26 protein-coding genes are annotated in these 24,788 nt (G+C 72.5%); 3 read left to right on the top strand and 23 right to left on the bottom strand.

The features are described 5' to 3' along the window. Positions 1 to 7 precede the first annotated feature (7 nt). The 12 genes from Q8W67_RS11975 to Q8W67_RS11920 all read right to left on the bottom strand — a co-directional run bounded on the left by Q8W67_RS11975 (position 8) and on the right by Q8W67_RS11920 (position 10,504). Complete coding sequence (locus tag Q8W67_RS11975) at positions 8 to 664, bottom strand: glutathione S-transferase family protein (protein WP_305545632.1); 657 nt, start codon at positions 662 to 664, stop codon at positions 8 to 10. A gap of 98 nt (positions 665 to 762) precedes the next feature. After that, entirely contained in the window at positions 763 to 1,209 is a 447-nt protein-coding gene (locus Q8W67_RS11970) for a cytochrome c-type biogenesis protein (protein WP_305545630.1), read from the bottom strand. Between the two features lie 86 nt (positions 1,210 to 1,295). Further along, entirely contained in the window at positions 1,296 to 3,299 is a 2,004-nt protein-coding gene (locus Q8W67_RS11965; protein ID WP_305545628.1) for a heme lyase CcmF/NrfE family subunit, read from the bottom strand. 10 nt (positions 3,300 to 3,309) lie between these two features. Then, positions 3,310 to 3,819 (bottom strand): cytochrome c maturation protein CcmE, encoded by a 510-nt coding sequence (gene ccmE, locus Q8W67_RS11960; protein WP_305545626.1) that lies wholly within the window; start codon positions 3,817 to 3,819, stop codon positions 3,310 to 3,312. Positions 3,820 to 3,987: 168 nt separating this feature from the next. Next, the gene (ccmI, locus tag Q8W67_RS11955; protein ID WP_305545624.1) at positions 3,988 to 5,481 is read right to left on the bottom strand and encodes a c-type cytochrome biogenesis protein CcmI; all 1,494 of its coding nucleotides are present in this window, start codon (positions 5,479 to 5,481) and stop codon (positions 3,988 to 3,990) included. Positions 5,482 to 5,667: 186 nt separating this feature from the next. Further along, positions 5,668 to 7,086 carry a sensor histidine kinase gene (locus tag Q8W67_RS11950; RefSeq protein WP_305545622.1) on the bottom strand — a complete coding sequence of 473 codons (1,419 nt, stop codon included), beginning with the start codon at positions 7,084 to 7,086 and terminating at the stop codon, positions 5,668 to 5,670. A gap of 157 nt (positions 7,087 to 7,243) precedes the next feature. Continuing rightward, the gene (locus Q8W67_RS11945) at positions 7,244 to 7,921 is read right to left on the bottom strand and encodes a response regulator transcription factor (protein WP_305545620.1); all 678 of its coding nucleotides are present in this window, start codon (positions 7,919 to 7,921) and stop codon (positions 7,244 to 7,246) included. Between the two features lie 35 nt (positions 7,922 to 7,956). Continuing rightward, positions 7,957 to 8,328 carry a PepSY domain-containing protein gene (locus tag Q8W67_RS11940; protein ID WP_305545618.1) on the bottom strand — a complete coding sequence of 124 codons (372 nt, stop codon included), beginning with the start codon at positions 8,326 to 8,328 and terminating at the stop codon, positions 7,957 to 7,959. A 200-nt stretch (positions 8,329 to 8,528) separates the two neighbouring features. Next, positions 8,529 to 8,783, bottom strand: coding sequence for a hypothetical protein (locus tag Q8W67_RS11935; protein WP_305545617.1), 255 nt, complete (start codon positions 8,781 to 8,783; stop codon positions 8,529 to 8,531). Position 8,784: 1 nt separating this feature from the next. Next, entirely contained in the window at positions 8,785 to 9,126 is a 342-nt protein-coding gene (locus Q8W67_RS11930; RefSeq protein WP_305545615.1) for a hypothetical protein, read from the bottom strand. Between the two features lie 269 nt (positions 9,127 to 9,395). Beyond that, on the bottom strand, positions 9,396 to 9,944 hold the full coding sequence (locus Q8W67_RS11925; protein WP_305545613.1) for a hypothetical protein: 549 nt from the start codon (positions 9,942 to 9,944) through the stop codon (positions 9,396 to 9,398). Beyond that, on the bottom strand, positions 9,941 to 10,504 hold the full coding sequence (locus Q8W67_RS11920) for a phage tail tip lysozyme (RefSeq protein ID WP_305545611.1): 564 nt from the start codon (positions 10,502 to 10,504) through the stop codon (positions 9,941 to 9,943). The genes Q8W67_RS11925 and Q8W67_RS11920 overlap by 4 nt, the downstream gene beginning before the upstream one ends. 72 nt (positions 10,505 to 10,576) lie before the next feature. On the opposite strand from Q8W67_RS11920, the gene Q8W67_RS11915 reads away from it, so the two are divergent. Further along, a complete protein-coding gene (locus Q8W67_RS11915; RefSeq protein WP_305545609.1) occupies positions 10,577 to 11,152 on the top strand; it encodes a GDSL-type esterase/lipase family protein in 576 nt (191 codons plus the stop codon). Between the two features lie 164 nt (positions 11,153 to 11,316). On the opposite strand, the gene Q8W67_RS11910 is transcribed toward Q8W67_RS11915, so the two are convergent. Beyond that, entirely contained in the window at positions 11,317 to 12,573 is a 1,257-nt protein-coding gene (locus tag Q8W67_RS11910; protein WP_305545607.1) for a DUF2793 domain-containing protein, read from the bottom strand. Positions 12,574 to 12,590: 17 nt separating this feature from the next. After that, a complete protein-coding gene (locus Q8W67_RS11905; protein WP_305545605.1) occupies positions 12,591 to 16,487 on the bottom strand; it encodes a glycoside hydrolase/phage tail family protein in 3,897 nt (1,298 codons plus the stop codon). A 272-nt stretch (positions 16,488 to 16,759) separates the two neighbouring features. Here Q8W67_RS11905 and Q8W67_RS11900 point away from each other — a divergent pair, with 272 nt between their 5' ends. Beyond that, the gene (locus tag Q8W67_RS11900) at positions 16,760 to 18,349 is read left to right on the top strand and encodes a methyl-accepting chemotaxis protein (RefSeq protein WP_305545603.1); all 1,590 of its coding nucleotides are present in this window, start codon (positions 16,760 to 16,762) and stop codon (positions 18,347 to 18,349) included. Positions 18,350 to 18,355: 6 nt separating this feature from the next. On the opposite strand, the gene Q8W67_RS11895 is transcribed toward Q8W67_RS11900, so the two are convergent. The 9 genes from Q8W67_RS11895 to Q8W67_RS11855 form a co-directional block, all read right to left on the bottom strand. Next, positions 18,356 to 18,817, bottom strand: a complete 462-nt coding sequence (locus Q8W67_RS11895) for an NlpC/P60 family protein (RefSeq protein WP_305545601.1) — start codon at positions 18,815 to 18,817, stop codon at positions 18,356 to 18,358. After that, on the bottom strand, positions 18,814 to 19,689 hold the full coding sequence (locus tag Q8W67_RS11890) for a DUF2163 domain-containing protein (RefSeq protein ID WP_305545599.1): 876 nt from the start codon (positions 19,687 to 19,689) through the stop codon (positions 18,814 to 18,816). Before Q8W67_RS11890 ends, Q8W67_RS11895 begins: the two co-directional genes overlap by 4 nt. 12 nt (positions 19,690 to 19,701) lie before the next feature. Further along, complete coding sequence (locus tag Q8W67_RS11885; RefSeq protein ID WP_305545597.1) at positions 19,702 to 20,343, bottom strand: DUF2460 domain-containing protein; 642 nt, start codon at positions 20,341 to 20,343, stop codon at positions 19,702 to 19,704. A gap of 43 nt (positions 20,344 to 20,386) precedes the next feature. Continuing rightward, the gene (locus Q8W67_RS11880) at positions 20,387 to 20,965 is read right to left on the bottom strand and encodes a phage tail tape measure protein (RefSeq protein WP_305545595.1); all 579 of its coding nucleotides are present in this window, start codon (positions 20,963 to 20,965) and stop codon (positions 20,387 to 20,389) included. A 13-nt stretch (positions 20,966 to 20,978) separates the two neighbouring features. Then, positions 20,979 to 21,116: a phage tail assembly chaperone gene (locus tag Q8W67_RS26820; RefSeq protein WP_370693868.1), complete on the bottom strand. Its 138-nt coding sequence runs from the start codon at positions 21,114 to 21,116 to the stop codon at positions 20,979 to 20,981. Positions 21,117 to 21,217: 101 nt separating this feature from the next. Then, complete coding sequence (locus Q8W67_RS11870) at positions 21,218 to 21,550, bottom strand: gene transfer agent family protein (protein ID WP_305545594.1); 333 nt, start codon at positions 21,548 to 21,550, stop codon at positions 21,218 to 21,220. A 4-nt stretch (positions 21,551 to 21,554) separates the two neighbouring features. After that, on the bottom strand, positions 21,555 to 21,965 hold the full coding sequence (locus Q8W67_RS11865) for a phage major tail protein, TP901-1 family (protein ID WP_305545592.1): 411 nt from the start codon (positions 21,963 to 21,965) through the stop codon (positions 21,555 to 21,557). 13 nt (positions 21,966 to 21,978) lie between these two features. Further along, positions 21,979 to 22,224: a hypothetical protein gene (locus Q8W67_RS11860; protein WP_305545590.1), complete on the bottom strand. Its 246-nt coding sequence runs from the start codon at positions 22,222 to 22,224 to the stop codon at positions 21,979 to 21,981. Between the two features lie 405 nt (positions 22,225 to 22,629). Next, a complete protein-coding gene (locus tag Q8W67_RS11855; protein ID WP_305545588.1) occupies positions 22,630 to 22,803 on the bottom strand; it encodes a hypothetical protein in 174 nt (57 codons plus the stop codon). Positions 22,804 to 23,145: 342 nt separating this feature from the next. Between Q8W67_RS11855 and Q8W67_RS11850 the strand changes: the two genes are divergently transcribed. After that, positions 23,146 to 24,420, top strand: a complete 1,275-nt coding sequence (locus Q8W67_RS11850; RefSeq protein ID WP_305545804.1) for an FAD-dependent oxidoreductase — start codon at positions 23,146 to 23,148, stop codon at positions 24,418 to 24,420. Positions 24,421 to 24,788: the final 368 nt, after the last annotated feature.

Here is a 24,788-nt window from a genome sequence, read left to right as displayed (position 1 = left end):
CGAAGCCTCAGAACTCCATGTCGAGCTCTTCGATCTCCTCCGGCTCGTTGGCGGCGGCCTCGGTCCATTCGACCATCAGCGGCCAGTGCAGGATCGTATCCCGGTAGGCCGCGGCGCGGGGCGGCAGCGCCACGTCGTAGGTGCGAAAGCGCGTGCAGACCGGCGCGTACATGGCGTCGGCAAGGCACGGCCGCTCTCCGAACAGGTACGGCCCGGTGTAGCGGTCGAGGCAATCGTCGAAGATCGTGACGATCCGCTCGATATCGGCCCGCGCGCCGTTGAACACCCGGAAGCCCGGATGGAAGGCGCGGAGGTTCATCGGGAGGGCGGAACGCAGGTTGACGAAGCCCGAATGCATCTCACCGGCGATCGAACGGCAATGAGCCCGTTCCGCCACGTCGCCGGGCAGGAAGCCAGCTCCCGGGAACGTCTCGTTGAGATACTCGGCGATTGCGAGGGCGTCCCAGACCACGATGTCGCCGTGACGCAGGCGCGGCACCAGGAAGGACGGGGACAGGTGCAGCAGTTCCGCCCGGCTGGTGACATCCGCGCCGGACAAGACCTCGGTGTCGAAGTCGAGACCGGCCATCCGGCAGATCAGCCAGCCCCGCAGGGACCAGGACGAGTAGTTTCGGCTCGAGATGGTGAGCGTAGCGGCCGTCATCGTCCTAACCCCGGGGCGCGTCACCGATCGTGCGGTCTGCACCGCCGGATCCAAGACTCGTGCCGAATGGATCCGGGCGAGTCGCAAGGCCCCGAAGTCTACTCTCGCCGCAGCAGCGCCGCGACCTCCGCCTCCTCGGCGGCGGTCAGCGCCCGGGCCGGCGCGGCCGACCGGCGACGCGCCAGGCGCCAGATCCCGAAACCGCCGAGCAGCACGGCCAGCACCGGGGTCAGCCACAGCAGCAGCGTGTGCAGGGCGAAGACCGGGCGCAGCAGCACGAACTCGCCGTAGCGGTCTACGACGTAGTCCAGGACCGCGCGGTCGCCGTCCCCCTTCACCAAGCGCTCGCGCACGATCAGCCGCAGATCCTTGGCGAGCGGCGCGTCGGAATCGTCGATCGACTGGTTCTGGCAGACGAGGCAGCGCAATTCCGCCGAGATCTCCCGGGCGCGGTGCTCCAGGACCGGGTCCTTCAGCACCTCGTCGGGCTGGACGGCGTGGGCGGGGGCGGCGAGCGCGAGTGTGGCGAGGACCGCAAAGGTCATCCGGACACGCGCCTTGCCTCCCCCCTGTGCGGGGGCGGGAGGGAGAGCGTCGGCAACCGTGGCGCCCGATTCCATGTCCCGGGCCATCACTCGGCCGGCACCGTGGCGGCGGGCAGCGCGCGCCCCCGCGCCTTGGCGGGGACGCCGACGCGCATCCGGCGGTCGGTCAGCGACAGCCCGCCGCCGAGCGCCATCACGACGGCGCCGAGCCAGATCATCAGCACCAGCGGCTTGTAGTACAGGCGCAGGCCGACGCTGCCGTCCTGGCCGATCTCCCCGAGGCTGGCATAGACCTGGCTCGCGCCGATCGTCAGCAGGCCGGATTCCGTCACCGCCATCTTGCGGCTCGGATAGAAGCGCTTGCCGGTCTCGACCTGGCCGACCTCGTCGCCGGACCGGTTCCGAACCGTCAGGTAGGCGGCCGCCTCCTCGTAGTTCGGGCCGGTGCGGGGGGCGACCCGCTCGAGGGTCGCCGTGTAGGGCCCCGTGGTCAGGGTCTGGCCGGGCTTCAGCGTGGCCAGACCCTCGGTGGCCCAGCCCTGGGCGGCGATGCCGATCACCACGACGCCGACACCGGCATGGGCGAGGGAGGTCCCCCAGGCCGAACGCGGCAGGCCGAAGGCGCGGCGGCCGATCTGGCCGAGGGAGCGCGTCCGGCTCGCCCCGTAGCCCCGGGCCCGGGAGACGATCTCCAGCGCGGAGCCGATCAGCAGGTAGGCGCCGAGCCCGATCCCGACCGGCGCCATCATCGGCCCGCCCCAGGTCAGGGCCAGCACGCCGAGACCGATCACCAGGGCGACCGCGAGCGCCGCGAACAGGCGCTGAGCGGCGGCGAGCACGTCGCCGCGCTTCCAGGCGAGGGCCTGGCCGAAGGGGACGATCAGCAGCAGCGGGATCGCCAGTGGCACGAAAGTGGAATTGAAGAAGGGCGGCCCGACGGTGATCTTTTCCCCCGTCAGCATCTCCAGGAGCAGCGGGTACAGGGTGCCCACCAGCACGGTCGCGCAGCCGGCGACCAGGAAGAGATTGTTGAGGACCAGGGAGCCCTCCCGGGAGATCGGCGCGAACAGGCCGCCCTGCCGCAGCAGCGGCGCCCGCCACGCGAATAGCGTGAGCGAGCCGCCGATGAACAGGATCAGGATCGCCAGGATGAAGATGCCGCGGGTCGGGTCGGTGGCGAAGGAATGCACCGAGGTGATCACGCCCGAGCGGACCAGGAAGGTGCCGATCAGCGACAGCGAGAAGGTCAGGATGGCGAGCAGGACCGTCCAGACTTTCAGGGCGTCGCGCTTCTCCATCACCACGGTGGAGTGCAGCAGCGCCGTGCCGGCGATCCAGGGCATCAGGGAGGCGTTCTCCACCGGGTCCCAGAACCACCAGCCGCCCCAGCCGAGCTCGTAATAGGCCCAGTACGAGCCCATCGCGATGCCGAGCGTCAGGAAGCACCACGCGGTGAGCGTCCAGGGGCGCACCGCCCGCGCCCAGACCGCGTCGATCCGCCCGTCGATCAGCGCGGCGACCGCGAAGGCGAAGCTGATCGAGAAGCCGACATAGCCGACGTAGAGGAGCGGCGGGTGGATCGCCAGCCCCGGATCCTGCAGCAGCGGGTTGAGGTCGTTGCCCTCCAGCGGCGCCGGAATCACGCGGCTGAACGGGTTCGAGGTCGTGATGATGAACAGCACGAACACGAAGGTGATCAGCCCCTGCACGCCGAGCGTATTGGCGCGCAGCCGCGGCGGGACCGAGTTCCTGGCCACCGCCACGCAGGCGCCGAACAGCGTCAGGATCAGGACCCAGAGGAGCATCGAGCCCTCGTGGTTCCCCCAGACGCCGGAGAGCTTGTAGATAAGCGGCTTCTGGGTGTGCGAGTTCTCGACGACGTTCTGGACCGAGAAGTCCGAGGTCGCGTGCGCGTAGGTCAGCGCCGCGAAGGCGAAGAGCACGCAGGCGAAGGCGCCGAGCGCGGCCTGCGAGGCGGTCTGGCGCAGGGCCGGATCGCCTGAGCGCGCGGCCCAGACCGGCATCACCGCCTGAACGAGGGAAATCGCCAGCGCGAGCGCGAGGGCGAAATGGCCGGTCTCGACGATCATGCCGGATTCCTTACCGCTCGCTGCGGGGGCCGAGGGTCTTTTCGGCCGAGGCGGTCGCGGGCTTGGGCGACGGGCCACCCTTGGCTCCGCCCTCCTGCCAGCGTCCCTGGGCCTTCAGTGCGTCGGCAACCTCACGGGGCATGTACGACTCGTCGTGCTTGGCGAGCACGGTGTCGGCGCGGAACAGGCCACCGGGCTCCAGGGTGCCCTCGGCGACCACGCCCTGTCCTTCGCGGAACAGGTCCGGCAGCAGCCCCTTGTACTGGACCTCGACTGTGGCGTTGGTGTCGGTCACGGTGAAATCCACCGTCTGGCCGGGCCCGCGCTTGAGCGAGCCGTCCTTTACGAGACCGCCGAGGCGCAGTCGCGTGCCGGGGGCGATGCCCTGCTGGGCGATATCGGAGGGCGAGCGGAAGAAGACGATCGACCCGCTCATCGCGAACAGGATCAGCCCAACGGCGAGCGCGAGCACGCTGCCACAGGCGGCGATCAGGATCAGGCGGCGGCTCTTGCGCGTCACGACTCTTCCACCCCGGGATCCGGCGGGCCCGGGCCCGGCCAGACCTGAACCGTTCTTATTCGACCCTCTGAGGGTGTCGGCTCCGTGAGCGCGCCGGTCAAGGGCGTGCATCGGGACCGATTGTCGTACGAACAGCCGCGCGGGCCCCGCGCGCGCGGTCCTGCGGCGTCAGGGACTGGATTTGGCGGGCAGATCGAGTTCCCGAGCCAGCCCGTCCAGCCGGGCGACCGCCTCGCCGTTGGCGGCGAGCGCCATCCGGGCCCGGTCGAGGGCCTTGATCGCCTTTTCGCGATCACCCAGCGCGCTGTAGGAACGCACCAGGCGCAGCCACTCGTCCGGCGTGCCGCCCCGGGCCGCGAGGCGCCGGTCGAGACCCTCGACCATGCCGCGGATGGCGGCATCGCGCTCCGCCTGCGGCATCGCGCGGACGGCCGCGACCGCCGCCTCGGTCTCCGCCCGGGCGGTGGGGCCGGGCGCCGCGGCGGGTCCGGCTGCCGCCGGTGGGGCTTGGCTCCCGGGATCGAGGCCGAGGATCCGGGCGCCGTCCTCCACCTGGGCGAGCCCCGGCGGGTTGCCGGCCAGCGCCACCCGGGCGCGGGCCAGGGCGGCGACCGCCTGATCCCTTTCGCCGAGCACGGCGCGGGACCGGACGAGCCGCAGCCACTCGTCGGGGGTGCCGCCGCCCGCCTTGAGCCGGGCATCGAGGCCGTCGACCATGCCGCGGATCGCCGCTTGCTGCTCGGCCGGGATCCCTTGGGGGGCCTGAGGGGTGGCGACCGGGGCCGGCTCGCCCTTGAGGCGCGCCAGAGTCTGGCGCACCAGCCCGAGCCAGGGCGCGTCGGCGGGGCCAGCGGCCTCGAGCGCCGTGAGCTGGCGGATCGCCTCGCCGGTGTCGCCGGCCTGCTCGGCGGCGCGGGCGAGATAGAAGCGGGCCTTGGGCACGTTCGCATCCTTGGCCTGCGCCTTCGCGAACAGCGCCTTCGCCTCGGGCGAGACGGTGCCGTCGCCGGCCGCCGTGAGCGCCTCGCCCCAATCGGCCAGGATGTCGGCGGTCTCGCCCTTCAGCCTGGCGATGTTCCCGAAGGCCCGGGCCGCATCGTCGAATCGGCCGGTGCGCATGTAGACGGGGGCGAGCACCGCCCAGCCGCGGGCGTCGTTCGGGTCGCGGGCCAGTCGCGCCTCGATCTGCCCGACGGCCTTCATCAGGTCCTCATTGCCGCCGCGGGCGGCCTGGCGGTCGGCGGCGGTCTGCGCCGGCAGCTCCGGCGAGCCGTAGAGGCCGTAGGCGATCAGCGCGACGAGCGGGATGGTGGACAGCGCGAAGGCCGAGGCGGCCCGGCGCCGGCGCAGCCGCGGCTCCGCGGGGCGCGCGGCCTCGGCCGCACCGGATTCCTCCGCCTCGCGCCGCGCCTCGCGGCTCGCCCGCAGGAGCCGGCGGGCCGCCTCGGCCCGTGCGGTCTCGGCCTCCTCGGGGGCGATCAGGCCGCGTTCCAGGTCGCGCCCGATCTCGGCGATCTGGTCCTCGTAGAAGGCCGTCTCGGTATCGACGCCGGAGCCGCCTCCCTCCCCGACCGGCACGGAGGCGCGGCGCGACATCGGCCAGAGCAGGCCGAGCACGGCCGCGGCGGTCATGCCCGCCAGGATGAACCAAATCGCCGTCATCGAACCTTCGCCAGCGGGCCGGAACGGCCCGCCCCTCCCCACGCCATGTGGAGCCGGCAGCTTGACGCCACGACGCCCTCCGACGGCGGCACGGTGTCACGCAACTGCCGCGCGATGACAAGGGGCCGGCACCCGGCCATGAGGCCGCGTCCCGCCGCGCGGGTATCGGAGACACGCGGTGCCGGATCAGTGGCTGGCGGCCCCGACCGGCGCGTCGCCCGGCACCTCCAGCACCGCCCGCAGGCCGCCGAGCGCCGCCTGCTCCAGGGTGAAGCGCCCCCTGTACAGGGCGGCGAGATCCGCCACGATCGACAGGCCGAGGCCGGAGCCGGGCTTCGATTCGTCGAGCCGCCGCCCCCGGCCGAGCACGGCTTGGCGCGCCTCCGGCGGCAGGCCGGGGCCGTCATCCTCGATGGCGACGACGAGGTGGGGATAGTCGTTCTGGGCCACCGCCTCGGCCCGGATCGCGACCCGGCCGTGGGCCCATTTCGAGGCGTTGTCGACGAGGTTGCCGACCATCTCCTCGAAATCCTGGCGCTCGCCCCGGAAGCGCAGGCCCGGGGGGACATGGACGTCGTAGGCGATGTCCTTGTCCCGGTAGATCTTCCCGAAGGTGCGCACGAGGCCGGCCAGCGCGGGCTCGACCTCCGTGGAGGTGCCGAGCGTGCCCGCCAGAGCGGCGGCCCGGGCCCGGTCGAGGTGGTAGTTCACCTGGTCGCGCATCACCGCCGCCTGCTCGCGGATCTTGCGCGAGAGATCCTCGGGGGCGTCCGACGCGCCGACCTCGTTGACGATGATCGAGAGCGGCGTCTTCAGCGCGTGGGCGAGGTTGCCGACCTGCGTGCGGGCGCGCTCCAGGATTTCGCGGTTGGTCTCGATCAGGAGGTTCACCTCGCCCGTGAGCGGGGCGATGTCGCGCGGGTAGGTGCCGGTGATGCGGTCGGCCTCGCCGCGACGCACGGCGCCCAAGGCGGCGCGCATCTTCTTGAGGGGCGCGAGGCCGAACCGGATCTGCAGCAGCGTGGTGATCGCCAGCGACAGGCCGAGCAGGCCGAACGTGATCGTCAGCGAATTGCGGAACCGGTCGACATCATTGACGATCTCGTCGGCGGGGCCCGCGACCCGCACGGTGTAGCGACCCTCCTCGCCGAGATCGACGTCGCGCTCCATGATGCGTAGCAGGCGCCCGTCCTGGGCCTTGCCGTAGCCCTGGCGGATCTGCCCGACCCCGACCTTGCCCTCCGAATCCGTGGCGGGCGGCAGCGGCACGCCGACCAGCGACCGGGAGGTGCGCAGATCCCGCGGCTTCGCGTCGGGCTTCCCGACCTGCCAGTACCACCCGGACAGCGGCAGGTCGAAGCGCGGGTCGCCGAGCGAGAAGGTCCGGCTCTCGGGATCGTTGGGCGAGACGAGATCCGTGGCGAGGTTGTTGGTGAAGACCAGGAGCCGGCTGTCGAAGGCGCGCTCGGTGTTCTCCCTGTAGAGGGTCGTGAGAATCCAGGCCGCGATCAGAAGGATCGCGGAACTCGACAGGAACGCCGACACGGCGAGCCGCACCGCGATCGAGCGGCGGCGCAGGGAGAAGAGAGCGAGGACCGTGCTCATCGGCTCGACGGCTGGGGGATCGGTGTCATCTTTCATGCGACGCGCGGGTGAGGGAACGCGCCGCGGACCTGGATTCCGGGCTCCGCTGCGCGGCCCCGGAATGACGGGGCGCCGCATTCAGCCCCACCGAGCAACATCCCGTGAATCGATACCCCTGTCACACCCGCGCCGGCGGCTGGTTGGGATCCACGAGGTAGCCGAGGCCGCGCACGGTCTGGATCAGGTCCACGGCGAGCTTCTTGCGCAGGCGCCCGACGAACACCTCGATGGTGTTCGAGTCCCGGTCGAAATCCTGGTCGTAGAGGTGCTCGGTCAGCTCGGCACGGGAGACCACCCGGCCGGTATGGTGCATCAGGTAGGAGAGCAGCCGGTATTCGTGACTGGTGAGCTTCACCTGGGCGCCGTCGACGAAGACCTTGCCGGAGCGCGTGTCGAGGGTGACGGGCCCGCAGGCGATCTGGCTGGAGGCGTGGCCCGCAGCCCGGCGCAGGAGCGCCCGGACCCGCGCCATCAGCTCCTCCATGTGGAACGGCTTGGTGACGTAGTCGTCGGCGCCGGCATCGAAGCCGTCGACCTTGTCGGACCAGCGGTCCCGGGCGGTGAGGATGATCACCGGGGTCTTCACGCCGGCCCGGCGCCACTTCTGGAGGACGGTGACGCCGTCCGCCTTGGGCAGGCCCATGTCGAGGATGATCGCGTCGTAGGGCTCGCTCTCTCCGAGATAGCCGCCCTCCTCGCCGTCATAGGCCTTGTCGGCGACGTAGCCGGCCTCCTCCAGCGCCGCGACCACCTGCCGGTTGATGTCCCGGTCATCCTCCACGACGAGCAGTCGCACGGCTCACTCCATTCCGATGCGGGTATGATGCCCGATCAATATTGTCCCGCGACCTTCCCGGTCCGGGCATCGACGATGACGTGCACGAAATGGCCGTCCCGGCGCAAGGCGGTGAGCATGTAGACGAGGCCGTCCTCGTGACGGCACAGGCTCGCCCGCTGGATCTCGGCGCGGGGGATCACCGTGCGCGCGGCCCGGATCGCCGCCACCGGGGCGATCACCCGCCGCTCTCCGACCTCCTCGCGCATGTCGGCCGGCGACAGGCAGGCGTCGATCCGCAGGGGCGCCGGGTCGGCCTCGGACGCCGCCTGCGGGGCCGGGCCGTCGTCGGCCATGGAGCCGAGGCCGCCCGCGGCGAGGGCCGCGGCGGTCAGGCTGATGGCGACGAGGGCGATGGCGTAGCGCATTGGCGGGAGGTGTGGGCCGAGCGCACTGAATGCGCCGTGAATACGGATCTGCGGGCCCGACGGCGCGAACCCGGCAGACCATCGGCACTGTCGAATCCCGAACTCTTTGATGGCGGACGGCATGGTGCCGGCACGACGGCCCACGGGCCTCCCCGTTCCATCGCGCCCGCAGGCCCGCACAGGCCCATCGGCCGGCCTCGTCACCGGGCCGGGCCGGGATGCGCCGCGGGCCGGTCGCCGGCCGGCTCGGGGCCGTCCCGGCATCCGGTCGGAAGGTCCGCCCGGACCGGGGCCTCCGGCACGGCGGCATGCGCGGCCAGAACCGTCGCCCCGGCTCCGCACGACCAGCGCCGGGCGCCGAGCTGTGCGCCCAGCTGGAGCGTGAGCGCGATCAGACCGGCCCCGGACAGGGCCAGCCAGGCGCGGTCGAGGACACGGTCCCAGCGCAGGCTCATCTCAAGCCCCCCCCACGACGAGGTTCCAGAACGCCCGCAGCGCGGGGATGCGCTCGACGAGCCACGCGATCTGGTCCGCGAACCAGTGCGCGGCCGCCGCCGCGGTGACGAAGGCGAAGAGCGCCGCGTGCTTGAGCCGCCGGAAGTACCGGCGCAGCACCCGCCGCTCGACATGCTCGTCGACGAGTTCGTCGAGGGCGGCCAGGCGCAGCTCGGTCTGGCGCGCGAACCACGCGTGCCAGTAGGGCGGGAAGCGGATCGTCCGCACCCGGCCGCCGAGGGCGGCGTCCGGGCCGGGGGCGCCCCCGAGGGGACTGCGCGGGGGGTGGCGGACGGCGTTCATGGCATACCCCTCCCCCTGCGCGACCGGACCCATCCGTCGGCTCCGGCCGCACGCGTTCGATACGCTGCGCCATTGCCCACCTCCCTGCCCCCCTCCTGGCGGGCCATGATGTTCACCCGTCGGCCCGCGCAGGACAGGACGCGCCCCCTTCCGCTTCAGGAGACGGCGCCCGTGCCCCGTTGGGCACTGTGTGAATCCGGTGGGCCGCCGAGGGGGAGAAGAGCGCGCCGGGCCGGCGTCGCGCGGACAAGCCGAGCCCCGGCGCGCCGTCAGGCTCGGTGCACGGTGCCGGCTCCGTGCCCTTCCCGGCCCTGGAGCTGTGCCAGGGCCGGCGCCAGGACGTTCCCGACGCTCGCCTGCGGGTCGAGCGGCAGAGCCCGGAAGATCCGGGTGGCGATGCCCTCGGCCCCGCCGGCCTTGCGGACGACGTGGGCGGGCGCGGTCGCCAGGACGTGCCGGGCGCCGGCTGCGACCACGGCGGAGCCGAGATCGACGCTCACCGTCCGGCCCCGGGCGGCGCCGGCCACGGCGTTCTGGCCGTACTCGGCCCCGGCCCGGATCGCGGCCTCGATGCGCTCCCGGGTGAGCAGGGAGGCGGCCCAGGGCGCGACCCGGGCGACGCCCGCCGTGACGGCGGCGGCGGCGAGCGGCACGAGCACGGCCGAGACCGGCTGCAGCAGGGCGACCAGCCAGTCGCCCCAGGGTATCGCAACGCCGCCCGTCTGCGCGGTTGCGCCGGCCAGCGCCGGGGATAACAGGGTGACGAACGGGATCGCCGCGCCGGCCAGCGCCAGCCCCGCCCGGATGAGGTGCGTCATGATCGATCTCCTCGGTTGGTCGCGCGGCGGACCCGGCCGGCTCGGGATCTGGGTTTCCGGGATTCGGGACTCGGCCCGGCGGGACCGTCGCGCAGCGCCGTGAGTGCCCGACGGGCCCAGCCCATCCGGCTGGCGAGGGCGAACACGCCCGGTCGCTCAAAGAGCCGGCACACCCTCTCTGTGGCCGCCTCGAGGGTCGGAGCCTTTCGCAGGGCGACGAGCGCCCCGGCCTCGGTGGTGCGCAGTTCCGCGCAGAGGTAGCCGTAGCCCGCCTCCGGGGAGGCCGGATCGAGGGCGCGCGCCCGGCACCACGCCTCCATGGCCAAGCGCCGCGGACCGGTCCATTGCGCCAGGCCCCAGCCGCCACGGGAGCCCGCGACCGCCGGCGCGATTTCCTGGAGCTGGCGGAACCCGCCGCTCTCATGGCCGAGATTGCCCAGAAGGCCCGCGGCCTGAACCTCCGTAAGGTCGAGATCCCGCATCAGGCGGGGTCCGAGGCGCCGGCATTCGGCGCCGAACACGTCGCCCGGCATCCGGGCCGAACCGGTGGCTGCGGACATGGGACCTCTCCGGGCGGTGGCATGCCGGGCGCGGCCGCGCTAAGGAGCCGGCGCGTCGCGGACGGGGGGATCGTGGGAAGCGGACAGGACCGGCCGCTGGTGTTCATCGGCGATTCGATCACCGCGGCCTGGGGCGCCTACCGGGCCGAGACCTTCGCGCGGCACGGCTTCGTGGCCCGGGGCATCCCGGGCCAGACGAGCGGGCAGATCCGCGCCCGGTTCCTGCGAGATGCGGCGGGCGCGCGCGGCATCCATCTGCTCTGCGGCATCAACGACATCGCCGAGATCGACGGCCGGGTCTCCGACATGGTGATCCGGGACAACATCGCCGCCATGGCGCGGCTGGCCTTCGAGGCCGGTCTGCCGCTGTGGATCGGCACCGTGATGCCGAGCGACTTCGGGGGCTGGCGCCCCGAATTGCGGCCGGTCGCGCGCATCCGCGCGCTGAACGCCTGGATCCGCGCGCATTGCGCAGCGAGCGCGGCGGCGCTCATCGACTATCACGCGCCGCTCGCCACCGCCGCCGGTGCACTCCGCCCGGACGTCACCGAAGACGGCATCCACCTAACCGCAGCGGGCTACGCGACGATCGAGCCCGCGCTGCTGGCGGCCCTCGCACCGGCCGATGCCGCGCCGCCGGGCCGGTGAAGCGCGGCAAGCTCCGGCTCAAGCCAGGCTCGATCGTTCAGACGTCGCCCCGCGCCGGACATCACGGGCGCCCCTCCCCGCGAGCGGGAAGGGAAGAGCGCGGCATGTCAAACACGTGCAGCAGAACCTGGAAGCCCGTTCGAACCGGATCCGTCGAGCCCGCTTCAGCACCCGAGCGCCAGCCAGTAGGTCGGGACGTTGCCGGCGCCCGTGACCGTGCCGCCCGTCGCGCAGCGGTTGCGGATCGTGAACGCGGCGGTGCTCACGTCGCTCACCTGCGTCCCGTAGAGCGCCCCGGCGTCCCGGGCGACCGGCTGCGCCCAGACGCCCAGGCAGGCATTCGGAAACGCGGTCGCGAACGTCACCGAGACGTCCGGGTCGGCGCCGGTCGCGAGACCCCATTGCAGGATCAGGCCGTTGGCGAGCCGGACATAGCCGTTCGGCGCCAGGGCCTGCACGCCCAGCGCCAGCGGCGTGCCGTCGGCGCGCTGGTAGTGGCGCACGCGCCAATGGCCCGCGCCGTCGGACGTAGCGATACAGGTATCGTCCGGGGCCGTGACGATGTTGGCCCGGGTCGGCAGCGCGAGCATCTCCTTGTCGTGGACCAGCGTCGCGGCGCCCGCGAAACGCAGGAACCGCTCCCGGTCGGCGCCGCCGCCGAAGCGCGTGATCGTCGCGGTGCCGGTGACGAGGACGCGACGGGTGCCGGTGCCGCCGATGTCGGTGGTCGCCGCGGAGGCCAGCACGGTCTCGGTCGAGGCGAAGTCCACCCCGCCTGTCGCCGCGGAGGCGGTGAGCGCGGTGAAGAAGGCCGCGCCGTCGGGCGACACCTTCAGGGAAAAGTCGTCGCCGCCGAGCGACCCCAGCAGGGCCCGGGCCGAATAGCCGGTCTGGAAGACGAGCGCGGCATCCCGGGCCGGCGCCCTTTTATTGACGGCGATCCGCATGTCGCCGGAGCCCGGCGTGACGTCGTCCCAGGTCAGCAGCGCGGCGTCGGACTTGACCGCGAGGCGGTTGGTGGCGTCCGCCCCGGTGTTGATGCCCAGCCGGGTCACGCTCTGGATCGCCGTCAGCGTCCGGCGGAAGCTCGCCCAGACCGTGCCGTCGAAGACGTAGAGGTCGGCCTCGTCGATCAGGTAGGCAAACCAGCCGGCCCGGGGCACCGCACCGGTCCAGACGCCGTCGCTGTAACGCACCACCTGCCCGGCGAGGCCCGTCCAGGCCCCAACCGGATCGGCCGCGACCACGAGGTAGCGGTCGCCCTCGGCGGGGCTGGGGGGCGGCGCGGCGAGGTCCTTGTCCAGGCAGGCGAGCTGCACCAGCGCGTCGAGGAGGCCGAGCGCCTCGTTGTGGGTCACGTGCTTCTGGGCCTGGCTCGCCGCGATCAGCGGCAGGCCGAGATGGGGCGTGGCGTCGGTCATGGGGCGGGCTCCGGGGTTCAGGCGGATCGGACCGGGATGCGGGCGCGGCAGGCGGGCCCGGGGCCGGCGACGGCCCCGATCTGCGCCACGGACGCGTCGAGGATCGTCTGCGGGCCGCCGAAATCACCCGCTTCGTCGGCGTAGAGGAGCTGCTGCGCCTCGGCCCGGACCTGGCGCAGGGGGACGCCGGAGGCCGAGAAGATCGTGACCGCGTAGGCCTCCGGGTCGTCGAGCGGGATCTCGGCGGGCTCCCAAGCGTCGCCGTCGCGGCGTGCCCGGCGGATCCAGGAGAGCCGCACGCCCTGCGCCTCCCGGCGGGCCCGCAGGTGGACGGGCCGCAGGGGCCGGAGCGCCGCGAGGCCGGCCGTGGCGGCGAACGCCGTGAAGGCCGGATCGCCCGGGTCCCGGGCGGCCGGGCCGACCCGGTAGCGGAAGCCGCGGCCGACCGCGTCGAGCCGCTCCACCAGGGGCACCACCGCGCCATCGTCGAGGCGCACGATCAGGCTGCCCGCCGGGGTGGACCGGCCGGAAGCCGCCTCGCTGCCCGCGAGCCCGCGCAGGAGCCCGGAGAGCCGGTAGGTATCGGGGCCGGTGAGCACCGCCTGCGCCGCGCAGAACAGCTCGACCGTGCCGTCCGGCCCGATCAGCGCGAACAGGTTGCCGCCGGCCAGCATGGCAGCCTCGCCGATCGCGGCGAGCGCCCCGCCCCTGCGCAGGGCGACATCGAGGTGAACGCCCCGCTGGATCCGCCAGAGCGGCCCGGCGGGCAGCACCGAGATGGTCCGGCCCAGGCAGGCCGGGTAGTCGACGATGCCGTGGAGCGCGAACGGCCCCTCGCCTTCGGCCCGCCACACGGCCGCCTCCCCGGGCCAGGGCTCGCCGGCGACCGCGAGGTATTGCAGCACCGTGGGGCTGCCGCGGTCCACCGGCAGGTCGAGGACCAGCGCGAAGGGCGGCCCCGGGAAGGCCGGCGTGGCGCCGGCCGGCAGGGCCGGGCTGCGGGGCAGCCCGCGCCCGGGTCCGGCCCGGGGCGGCACGCCGCTCGCCTCGATCCGTCGGCCGGTGGGCGCGTCGTCGATCCGGTCGATCTTGCGCAGGACCGTCCCGCCGGGCACGTCGGACGGGACCGCCAGGAGATCGCCGGGCTCCAGCTCGACCCGGCGCGGGCTGAGGGTGAAGACCGCGCTGTCCCGGGCGGCGATGATCCGGTCGAGCAGCGCTTCGGCGAGCCCGTCACCGGTCTCCCGGCGGGTGACGATCGCCGCCTCGATCCGGGTCTCGCGCCGGCGCTCGCCCGCCGGCCGCACGGCGGCGGCCATGGCACGGCGGTATTCCGGGCTCTCGGACTCGGTGATGCCGAGTTCGACTGAGCGCGGCAGCGCGCTCTCCTCGGCCCGGACTTGGCGTAGGACCGGCTTCTCCTCGGAGAGCCGGACGAGATCGGCCTCCGCGAGCACCACCGGCCGGTCGCGGCGAGGCCCGCGCAGGCGCAGGGTTCCGGCCACCGCCGAGACGTCGAGGCCGTAGACCTGCGCCAGGGTCTCCAGGGCGGCCCGCGCCGAGAGCGGCCGGTCGACGACGTAGCCGTCGAGATAGGCGGCGGCCTCCACGGAGACCGCTCCGTCGAAGCCGAAATCGGCAAGGATGCGGCGGACGAGCAGGTCGAGGTCGCAGCCCTCGATCCGTCCTGTGATCCAGTGCCCGACCCGCCAGTTGGCGGTGTCGGCCCAGACCGCCTGCACGGCGGGGAAGGCCGGGAACGGCCGGGCGTCCCAGGACCAGACGAAGATCGAGCCCGGATCGACCATCCGGCCGCCATAGACCGGCGAGACCGGGTTGTCGGATTCCGAAAAGCCGGGCGCCGCCGGATCGAACCGCGCGATCACCGCCTCGAGCCCGCGCAGCTGGATCAGCTCGTCGCGCAGGGCCCGGGATTCCGGCGGGTAGGCGCCGTCGGCGGATTTCGGATCGGGGAAGACGTTGGGGCCGTTGGTGCCCTTGTCCACCGCCGGCACACCGACCTCGGTGAGCCAGATCGGCTTTCCCATCGGCACCCAGGCGGTGGCGCGGGTCTCGACGCCGCCGTCGCGCTCGACATGCGGGTTCGACCACCACGCGAGCAAGTCCTTGGGGCGATAGATCCAGGGCTTGCCGTAGGCGCCGTCGGTGATCGGGCGGCGGTCCTGGGCCGCGCGGCCCTGCGCGTCGGCGTAGTACCAGTCGAAGGCCTCCCCGGAGGCGCCGCCGGCCTTGAGGTAGGCGCGGTCGGCGATGTTGCCCGAGGCCGCGAGGTCGGCGTGCTCCGGCGCGTCGCGCCAGTCGGAGAGCGGCGGATACCAGTCGATCCCGACCGCGCCGATGTTGGGATCCGCGAACAGGTCGTCCAGCGGGAAGCGGATCGTGGCGCCGCCGTCGCCGACATGGGCGCCGTACTCGGTCCAGTCCGCGCCGTAGACCAGGGTGACGCCGGCGCCGAGGCGGCCGCGCAGCGCGGCGGCGAGGTTTCGGAACGCCTGGACGGCCGGATAGCCCTTGGCCCCGCGCACCCGGGTGAGGCCGACGAACTCGCTGCCGATCACGAACCCCGCGATCCGCACCCCGGAGGCAGCCCATTGCGCCGCGAGGCCGGCATAGTGCAGCACCTCGGCGCGGTAGCCGCCCGCGAAGAAGCTTTGGACCTGCGCGTCCGCGGCTTCGGTGCCGTCCGGGCTGCCGGAGACGCCCGGTGCCGGATCGCAGGTGATGCGCCCGCGCCAGGGAAAGGGCGGTTGGGTCGCGCCGGGCCGGCGCGGGTCGGGCAGGCCGTTGCCGGCCGGCACGTCCATCATCACGAAGGGGTAGAGCAGCACCTCCAGCCCCCGGCCGACGAGGTCGGCCACCAGCCGGGTCAGCCCGGCATCCGACGGGGTGCCGCCATAGGCGGGCGTGCCGTCCGGCAGGGTCGACACAACCTCGGCGCCGTCGCGGGTGATCCCGGCGACACTCCAGGCCTCCGGCTTCGTGTGCTTGCCGGCGGTTTCGACCTTCGGCACCACCCGGCAGGATCCGGCGCGCAGGTCGGTGCCGAACCACGTCGCCACGACGGCGACCCGGCGCAGGTTCGGGCACAGGGCCTGGAGGGCGTCGAGCGACGCGATCACGTCGGTGGCGCGCTGGAGCTGGTGGCGGTTGGCCGCCTCGGTCCGGCCGAGGCCGAGATCGACGGTGACGCGGTCCGGATCGAGGGCGAACTCACCGGCACCGGGGATCAGGTCGACGGCGCGGACCCGGCCGAACAGTCCGTTGACCGGGCGGATCACCTCGAAGGCGAATTGCGGGACGCGGTTGCCGAAATCGGCGAGCGGCAGGTTCTCGAACACCACGTAGGCGAGACCGCGATAGGCCGGCGCGTTCCCGGGCCCCTCCTTGGCGACGATCAGCGGGTCGGGCTCCTGGTCGGCGCCGCCGGTGTGGACCCGGATCGTCAGGCCGACCTGGTCGATCTCCTTGCCGTCCGCCCAGATCCGGCGGACGAAGGCGATCTCGCCCTCGCTCAGCCCGACTGCGAGGTTGGCGAAGTAGGCGTAGCGGGTCCGCACGGTCTTCTGGCCGCCCATGCCCTTCGCGGGCGCGGCGGCCCGCTCGACCGTGGTGTTGGCGACCTCCCGCGGGCGCGTCGCCCAGATCAGGGTGCCGCCGATCCGGGCCCGGCCGTAGACCCGGGGGATCGGATCCCCCTCCGTGGAGGTGAGCCCGGCCACGTCGGCGAGCCGCGGGCCCTCGACGAAGCGCGTATGCCGCCCGGAGCCGAACAGGGCGTCGCCGAGGGCCGAGCCCGCGACCGAGCCGAGCGCCCGCCCGACCACCGCCCCGACCGGCCCGCCCAGGGCGGTGCCCAGGGCCCCGCCGGCCGTGGACAGGATCAGCGTCGCCATGGCGGGCCCCGGTTTCTAAGGAATGGCTGTGCATATCCGGCCACAACCGACCCGATCGCGCAGAATTGATCGAATTTTCTCAATTCGATCGCAGTCGTGCAGAGCTATGGTTCGCGTCTATCCTACGCATAGTTCGAACTTATGCATTAGATTAATTCCGGAGAAGGCGAATGTTTTCACATCTAACCTTTAAAGTACCACAAAAAATCTTTGCCATCGTGATCATGATCGGAATTATTGTTTCAGCGTGTGTCTGGCGCGCGACCGACCGCATGGACGTGATCGGTGCGCGCTACGCGCATTTCGTCGCCCACGAGGCGCAGGCGGCGCAGCTCGCGCGGACCGTCATTCGCCTGATCTATCAGACGAATTATACGGTCTACCGGACCATCGCCGAGACCGATGACGGCCAGATCCGGCTGGCGAGCGCGGAGGTGGGGACGGCGGTGTCCGCACTCCGGCAGGCGTTCGCCACGCTCGCCGCCGAGATGCCGGAGCTGCGTTCCGAGATCGACCCGGTGCGGGAGCAGGCGGAACGCTTCGTCGCGGACGCCGCAGCGGTGCGCGCCCTCGGCGAGGTCAACAAGAACGACGCGGCCCTGGCTCTGGTCCACACCAGGATCGATCCGACGTTTCCCGTCCTCGTCCGCGACGCCACCGCGTTGTGCGAGAGTGTCAGCGCCCACATGGAGGCGGGCGCGCGGGAGGTCGCCACACGGATCGAGGCGACAAGCTCCGAACTCTGGATCTGCACGGGCCTCGGCCTCCTCACCGGCCTCGCCGCCGCGACCGGCGTCGGCCTGTTCGGCATCAGCCGGCCGCTCAGCCGGCTCGTCGCCGTGCTGCAACGGATGGCCCGGGGCGAGACCGATGCCCAGATCACCGAGGTCCGTCGGAGCGACGAGATCGGCATGGTGGCGCGTGCCGTCGACGAGATCCGCGCTCTGGTCGCCCGGAACGCCGTCGAGCAGGCCGAGATCCGGCGCTCCGCGGAGGCGGCCGCCGCGGCCGAGCGCCGCCGCGCCATGACGGCGCTGGCGGATTCCTTCGAGGCCGCGATCGGCGGCATCGTCCGCACGGTCTCGGCCGCGGCCACGGAACTCCAGGCGACCGCCTCGGCCATGAGCACGGCCGCCAGCGGCACCGCCGAGCAATCCGTCACGGTGGCGAGCGCCGCCGAGGAAACGGCGCAGACCGTGAACGCCGCGGCCGCCGCAGCCGAGGAACTCGGGACCTCGGTCACGGAGATCGGCCGCCAGGCCGGCGATTCCGCGAGTCTCGCCCAGGCCGCCGTGGCCGAGGCCGAGCGGACCGCTCAACACGTTTCGGTCCTGAAGACCGCCGTGACGGAGATCGGCGACGTGGCGAACCTGATCGCGCAGATCGCCGGGCAGACCAATCTGCTCGCTCTGAACGCCACGATCGAGGCTGCCCGGGCCGGGGAATCCGGTCGCGGCTTCGCTGTGGTGGCGAGCGAGGTGAAGGAACTCGCCGCCCAGACAGCGCGGGCGACGGAAACCATCGGCCAGCGGATCGCCCAGGTTCAGACCTCGACCGGTCTCGCGGCGCAGGCGATGCAGACGATCGGCGCGCGCATCCGCGAGATCAGCGACGTCGCCATCGCGATGGCGTCGGCGATCACCCAGCAGGGCATCGCCAGCCGGGAGATCATGCACAACACGTCTCAGGCGGCCTCCGCCACCGGCGACGTCACGCGGACCATCTCGGATGTCGCCGAGGCCGCCGAGGAGACCGGCGCGGCGGCGGGACAGGTGCTCGGCTCGGCGGCGGAACTCTCCCGCCAGTCGGAACAGCTCCGCGGCGAAGTCGCCACCTTCCTTGCCACGGTGCGGGCGGCCTGACCCGACCTACGGGTCTGGAAACCGGAAAGCCCCCGTCCGATGCCGCCGCCACCAAGCGGTGAGCGCCACCTCCGTCACGGCGGCGCCGTCGTGGGCGTGGATCATGGCGCCGTCGCCGGTGGCGATGGCGCAGTGGCGAGCCGGGAGGTGGCGGCGGAAGGCGAAGAGCAGCACGTCGCCCGCCCGGGGCGACGCCTCGGCGAGCAGGCCGGGCACCGGCACGAGGTGGCGGGCTGCCGCCTCGGTGAGCGGGTCGGTGCCGGGGGCGGCGGATTCCGCCCAGGTGGCGGAATAGCCCGGCACCCCCTCGGGCTCGGTCCCGTAGAGCCCGCGCCAGACCCCGCGCAGCAGCCCGAGGCAGTCGCAGCCGACCCCGCGCAGGGAGGCTTGGTGCCGGTAGGGCGTCCCCAGCCACAGGCGGGCCTCCCCGAGCGCCGCCACGCCGACGTCCCGCCGCATCGCGCTCATCGGAACAGGCTCCCGCCGTCGAGGACCGGCTCCGAGGCCGGCACCGCCCGCACCACCGCGTCGTTGCCCGGCATGTGCGGAAAACCCTGGAAGTTGACCGCATTGGCGAAGCGGTCGCGGCAGGTGGAAAGCCGCTTGTCGCAGCCGGCCGTGAGGGTGAAGCCGTCTCCGGGGGCCACAGGCCGAGGCGGCACCGTCCACAGCTCGATCAGCCCGCCGAGCTGGAGCCGCACATCCGCCGCGAGCCCGGCATTGGCGCCCTCCGTCCAGGTGAGCTTGCCGCTGGTGAACAGCCCATCCGCGAAACGGCCCGCCAGGGTCGCAGCGAGCGTCGCGGGCTCCGGGATGCCGTCGACGCGGCCGGCGGTGCGCCAGGGGGCAAGATCGACCCGGCAGCGTGCATCCCCGAGATCGGCGCCGCAGGTGGCGCGGTAGCTGCGGCCGCGCTCGGCATCGAGCCGGTGGGCGATCCCGCGGAGTTCCGCCACGAAGGCGTCGCCCTCCCGGCGCACCTCGCCGATCGTGCCCAGATCGATCAGCAGGCGCGTGTCGGGGTTCGTCCAGTCGACCAGCCAGGTCTCCACCGCGGCGCCGTCGTAGAGGCCGCCGGCGATGTCGGCCTCGGTGAGGCCCAGCGAACTCAGCGCGCCGGCCACGTCGCCGCCCGAGACCGCGAAGCCGGATTCGGCGCTGGCCTCCGCGGCCTCCAGCCCGGTGCGGGCGGCGTGGACGAGGCCCGAGAAGGTCAGGTCGCGGTCGTGGTCGGTGAAGCCGAGGGCGGTGCCGTCCCGCCGCCGCAGCGACCAGCAGCGGCACAGGGTGGTCACGCCGCCCGCGAGATGGGCCGCGAAGGCATCCGGCAAGGTTCGCATGGGGAGGCCTCGTCAGGGCATGATCTCGACCAGCGGCACCTTCGGGATCTCGCCGGCCGTGAAGGCCGCGAGGTCGATGGTGAGGTCGTCGGTGTCGAAGCGGACCGGCACGTCGAAGGCGAAGCCCGCCGTGACACTGGTGCCGGCCGGCGGGACGCGCCCGCCCGCGAAGGTGACGATGCCGGTGGCCGGATCGCACGCGAAGGCATCGGCGCCGATCTCCCGGCCGGCCACCGCGACCCGGACACTGCCGGCCACCGGCTTGGCGATGCGGCGGCGATAGGGCGCGAAACCGGACCCGTAGGTCTTGGCCAGCGGGAACGCCGCGGTGGCGCCGTCGCCGGTGCCGAGCAGCTGGTCGAGGGGCCCGACCGCCCGGCCGGGCGGCCCGGAGCGGCAATCGGCCCGGTCGCGATAGCGGAAGCCGTAGAGGCGTCCGCGCCGCTCCTCGAAGAAGGCCAGAACGGCGTGGAGCGCGTCGAGGCCGCGCAGGCCGAACCCGGCATCGTAGCGGCGCCGGGAATCGGCCCAGCGGCCGTTCCGGTGCTCCCGTCCCGAGGCTAGCGTGACGATCTCGGTCAGCCGCTGCGGTCCGCCGCTGCCGCGCAACGACACGTCGAGGGGAAACAGCACCTCGTGGAAGGCGTCGGACATGGCAGGCTCGTCTGTTGAGGGCTGGCGCAGGCGACACCCGCGATCACGTCGCCCGCTGCCCCCGCGCCACGGCGCGGGCGAGGCTCGCGGTCACCTGTGCTTCGGAGCGGCGGAAGGCCCCCGGGTCGGGGGTTGCGATGTTCACCGTCACGGAGACCGGCCGCGCCGACGCCCCGCCGGACGCGACGCCGAGGCGGCCGTCTGGGCCCCGGGCGAGCGGCAGGATCGCCTCGGGGCCGGCCTCGCCCATGAGGCCGGTGCCGCCGGCCATCGGGAAGTAGGTCGGCGCCGCCACCACCCCGCCGGACGCGAACGGCCGCACCCGGCCGCCCAGGAACACGCCGCCCCGGGCGAAGCCGGTCTCGCTGCCCGAGCCCGCCCCCAGCACGGCATTGACCAGGCCGGTGATGCCGGAGCGGATCGGCCCGGCGGCGGCCCGGGCGGCCGCGCCCGCGAGCTTGGTGCCGATGGTGCCGAGCACGCCGTCGAGGCTGCGCCCCGAGGCGGTGCCGCGGGTCAGCGCCGAATCGAGGCTCCGGCCGAAATTCTGCGCGAGCCGGTCAAGGGTCTCCAGTTGCTTGATGCGCGCGGCGTCCTGCGGGTCGGGATCGGCGTCGGTCATCGGGCGGGCCTCGTCAGGTCGGGTCGGGATAGGCGGCGAGCAGCCCCTCGAAGGCGGCGCGGGTCAGCGGCTCCGGCCTGCGGCGGCGGCCAAGAGCGGCGGCGAATTCGCGCGGCGTCGCCGCCCAGAAGGCGCGCGGGCTCCAGCCCAGCGCCCCGAGGCCGAGCGCCAGGGCGTCGTCCCAGGGAAAGGCCGGGGCTTCGTGGGGAAGGGTTCGAGCCGGTGCCGGTCGCGGGGCGTCGGGCAGCGGCTCTACCGAGGGTTTTCCGGCCCCGGCGCCTCCCCGAACGCGGCGGCGAGCACCTCGGCCAAAGCCGCCGAGACGGCCTCGAGACCGCCCGCGAGCGGCAACCGCGCCACGGCGGCATCGTCGAGGGCGTGGCCGCCGCCGCGCAGGGCCGCGCCCAGAAGGGCGATCAGGTCGCGCGCCGAGACCCGGCCAGCGTCGAAGCGCTCGGCCAGGCCGACGAGGTCGCCCGCCCGGAGCGCCCCCTCCAGCTCGGCGAGCGCGCCCAGGGTGAGGCAGAGGGTGTAGCGCTGTCCGGCGAGGTCGAGCGGCACCTCGCCGCGGATCCGGTTGGCCACCGCGTCAGGCCGCCGTGAACGCGAGCAGGCCCGCCGAGTCGAGGCTGATGTCAAACGTCACCTCGCCGGCATGGTCGCCCCGGTATTCGAGGCTCGCGATCTGGAACGGGCCCTCAAGGGTCCCGAAGGCCGGCACGACGATCTGGAAGGTCTCGATCGCGCCCTCGAAGAAGATCAGCCGCAGACGCGCGTCCGAGGCCTGGTCGCGGAACACGCCCGAGCCGGAGATCGCCGCCCGGCGCACGCCGGCGCCGGCCAGCAATTCGCGCCAGCGCCCGGCGGAATCGGCGTTGGTGACGTCCACGGTCTCGGCGTTGAGCGTGATCTGCCGGCTGCGCAGGCCCGCCACCGCCACGAAGCCGCCCGCGCCGTCGCCGGCCCGGAGCAGCAGGTCCTTGCCCTTCTGTGCGCCCATCGGCCCCCTCCTCTCACGTGGTCTCGGTGACGGCCTCGACCGTCAGGGTCGCGCGCGCCTCGCCGGTCCGGGCGTCGCGGCTGGACTTGATGGCGCCGACCCGCAGGGTGACGAGGCGGCAACCCTGGAGCGGCATCGCAGCGTCGCCGAGAAGCGCGGCCATGCGCTCGGCCGCGTCGAGGGCGGTGCGGACCGAGCCGGGCTTGGCGATCACCGCGATGACGTGGCTGTGGCGATGGCGCTCGGTGTAGCCTCCCACAAAAGTGTATCTTTGGAGACTCGCTAAGTCCTTGATTCAATGTGTTCGGCGGACAGAAAATTATCGGCCTCGTCCCATGAAGATTTGTTTCTCGCCGCGATTTTCCCGCAAAAGCTTGATTTTGGAGGAATTTGGCGTTTTCGCGCTCGACGGCTGCGCCTCATGCGACGCCAGCGATCGACGAGCCGAGACCTTGTTGAGCGGTTTTCATCTCGGCTAAGCCGGGCTGGAAAAGGCGCCGCGCCCGACCCGCTTCAGAGCCCAGCTAAGGCGGTTGTGCTGACCTATATGAACAAATGCGGCTCGGCGTCGGGCCCTTCGGTCGACCAAAGGTCTTCCATCGCACCACATGAGCGCCCCAGTCCGACGGGGTTGCTCTTCTGCAACGCCTCGCCCTCGGCCAACCTAGACAGCCGCAATCGCACTCTCGACGGATTGAAGGAGGCTATCGATCTCGTGGGGGGAGCGCGGCGGGCTGAACAGGATGCCCTGCATTTCGAGAGTGCCTTCCGCAGCGATCGCAATCCTCTGGGCATCGGTCTCCACATCTTCGACGAGGGTCGTCATGTTGACGCTCACGCCCAATCCTACGATCGCGCGGATGATTGCAGCCGCTTCCGTCCACACTACGCAACGCAGGGTCGTCAGCGCGCTCGGAACCGGACGTTCGGGTTGGCGCCCAACTCAGCCATTCAGCGGCGTCTGCTGACATCTTCGAAGCGGACATTGGCGCGGGGCGGGCCGCAAGTCCCAGTTGCATCGTTTCCGAACCTTCATCCCGAGCAAGCGAATGCTCGCTCGGGACCTGACGGTTGTAGCAGATGCGAGAGGCAACCGGGCTTGTAGCATCCTCGATTCGTGGGTCAGGCATGAGCGACACGCCGCTTGTCCCGTTCGATGCCCGATCTCAGTTACAACCTCATGGCCACTCAGTTCGACGTCATCATCATAGGCGGAGGTGCCGCCGGCATTGGCGCCGCGCGACGGCTCGCGGCCCACGGCGCCTCGGCCTTGCTGCTGGAAGCCTCCTCGCGTCTTGGAGGCCGCGCGTTCACGCAGGACCTCGGAGGCAATCCGCTCGACCTCGGCTGCGAGTGGCTTCACTCGGGCGACCGCAACGCATGGGTCGGCATCGCCGAGGCTGCGGGCTTCCCGGTCGACCGCAGCGACCCGCCGTGGGCGAAGGCGCATCCGTCCTTGGACGAGGACAAGAACGACAACGAGGCGGCGTGGAGGGCCTATGGCAGCTGGGAGGAGCGGCTCCGCGCCGTCACCTCGGGCAGCGACCGGGCGAGCGACGCCCTGGAGCCCGGCGGTCCCTGGAACGGCTATGTGCGGGCCATCGCCGGCTTCATGAGCGGCGCAGCGCTCGAGCAGATCTCCACGACCGATTACCTAGCCTACGACGATGCCTCGACGGGCAAGAACTGGAACCTGCCGCTCGGCTACGGCACGCTGGTCGCCGCCAGCCTTCCGACCTCGACGGCGCTGCGGTTGGCTACCCCGGCCGAGCGGATCGACGTGACGGCGGACGGCGTCGCCGTCACCACCCGCGCCGGCACCGTCCGTGCCGGGGCCGCCATCCTCACGGTCTCGACCGCGGTCCTGGCTGGCGACGCGATCCGCCTTCCTTCCGGGGTCGATCCCTGGCGCGAGGCGGCCGCCGCCCTTCCGCTGGGTCGCAACGAGAAGATCTTTCTGGAGATCGGGCGCGATGCCGCGTTCGAGCCGGACACGCATGCCTACGGCAACCTGCACGACTTGAGGTCTGCCTCCTACTCCATCCGGCCCAAGGGATGGTCGGTGATCGAGGCGTTCCTCGGGGGCGACGGTGCCCGCATCTTGGAGGAGGAGGGCCCAGCCGCCGGCTTCGCGTACGTGTCTGCTCAGTTGGTCGAGCTGTTCGGGAGCGAGGTGGCCACGGCCATCCGTCCGCTCGCCGCGACGTCATGGAGCCGGATGGCGTCCATCGGCGGCGCGTATAGCTGCGCCCTTCCGGGCAGATCTCAAGCGCGGGCTCGGCTGGCCCAGCCATTCGAGGACCGGCTGTTCTTCGCGGGCGAGGCCACTCATCCCCTCGACTTCACCACCGCGCATGGTGCCCACGACAGTGGGCAGCGGGCCGCCGACGAGGCCCTGGCCGCGCTTCGGGACAGGCACCGCCTTGGGGAACGAGACCCGCTTGCCGCCGCGTGAGAGCGAGCAAGCCGGTAATCGCGACATGCATTCCTCCTGGAAACTCGAAAGCGATAGACCGGCTAGAGGTCGGTTGCGGTGCCTCCCATGCGGCCTGCATCCCGTGACCGCCGCGTCGCTTATGCGCGCTCCAGGGAAGCTGCCCTGAGGCGTTCCTCTCGCAGCACCTCGACGGTTGGCTGCCACCAGCCACGCGCAATCTCGGCCGGATTCGGTGCCGCCCTCGTAGGCCAAGCCTGGATTAGTTCGTCGTGCGTTGGCCTGCGCCGGGCGGCCCAGACCAAGGCGCACCGCAGCAAGGTCAGCCGCTTGCTCAAGGTCTGGATCGAAACCGGCATGTTCGCCGTGGTCGAGGGCAAGGACGACAA

This window comes from Methylobacterium sp. NEAU K (genome assembly GCF_030700285.1).
Classification (GTDB): Bacteria; Pseudomonadota; Alphaproteobacteria; order Rhizobiales; family Beijerinckiaceae; genus Methylobacterium.
This window is presented reverse-complemented; position numbering and strand designations above follow the sequence as displayed.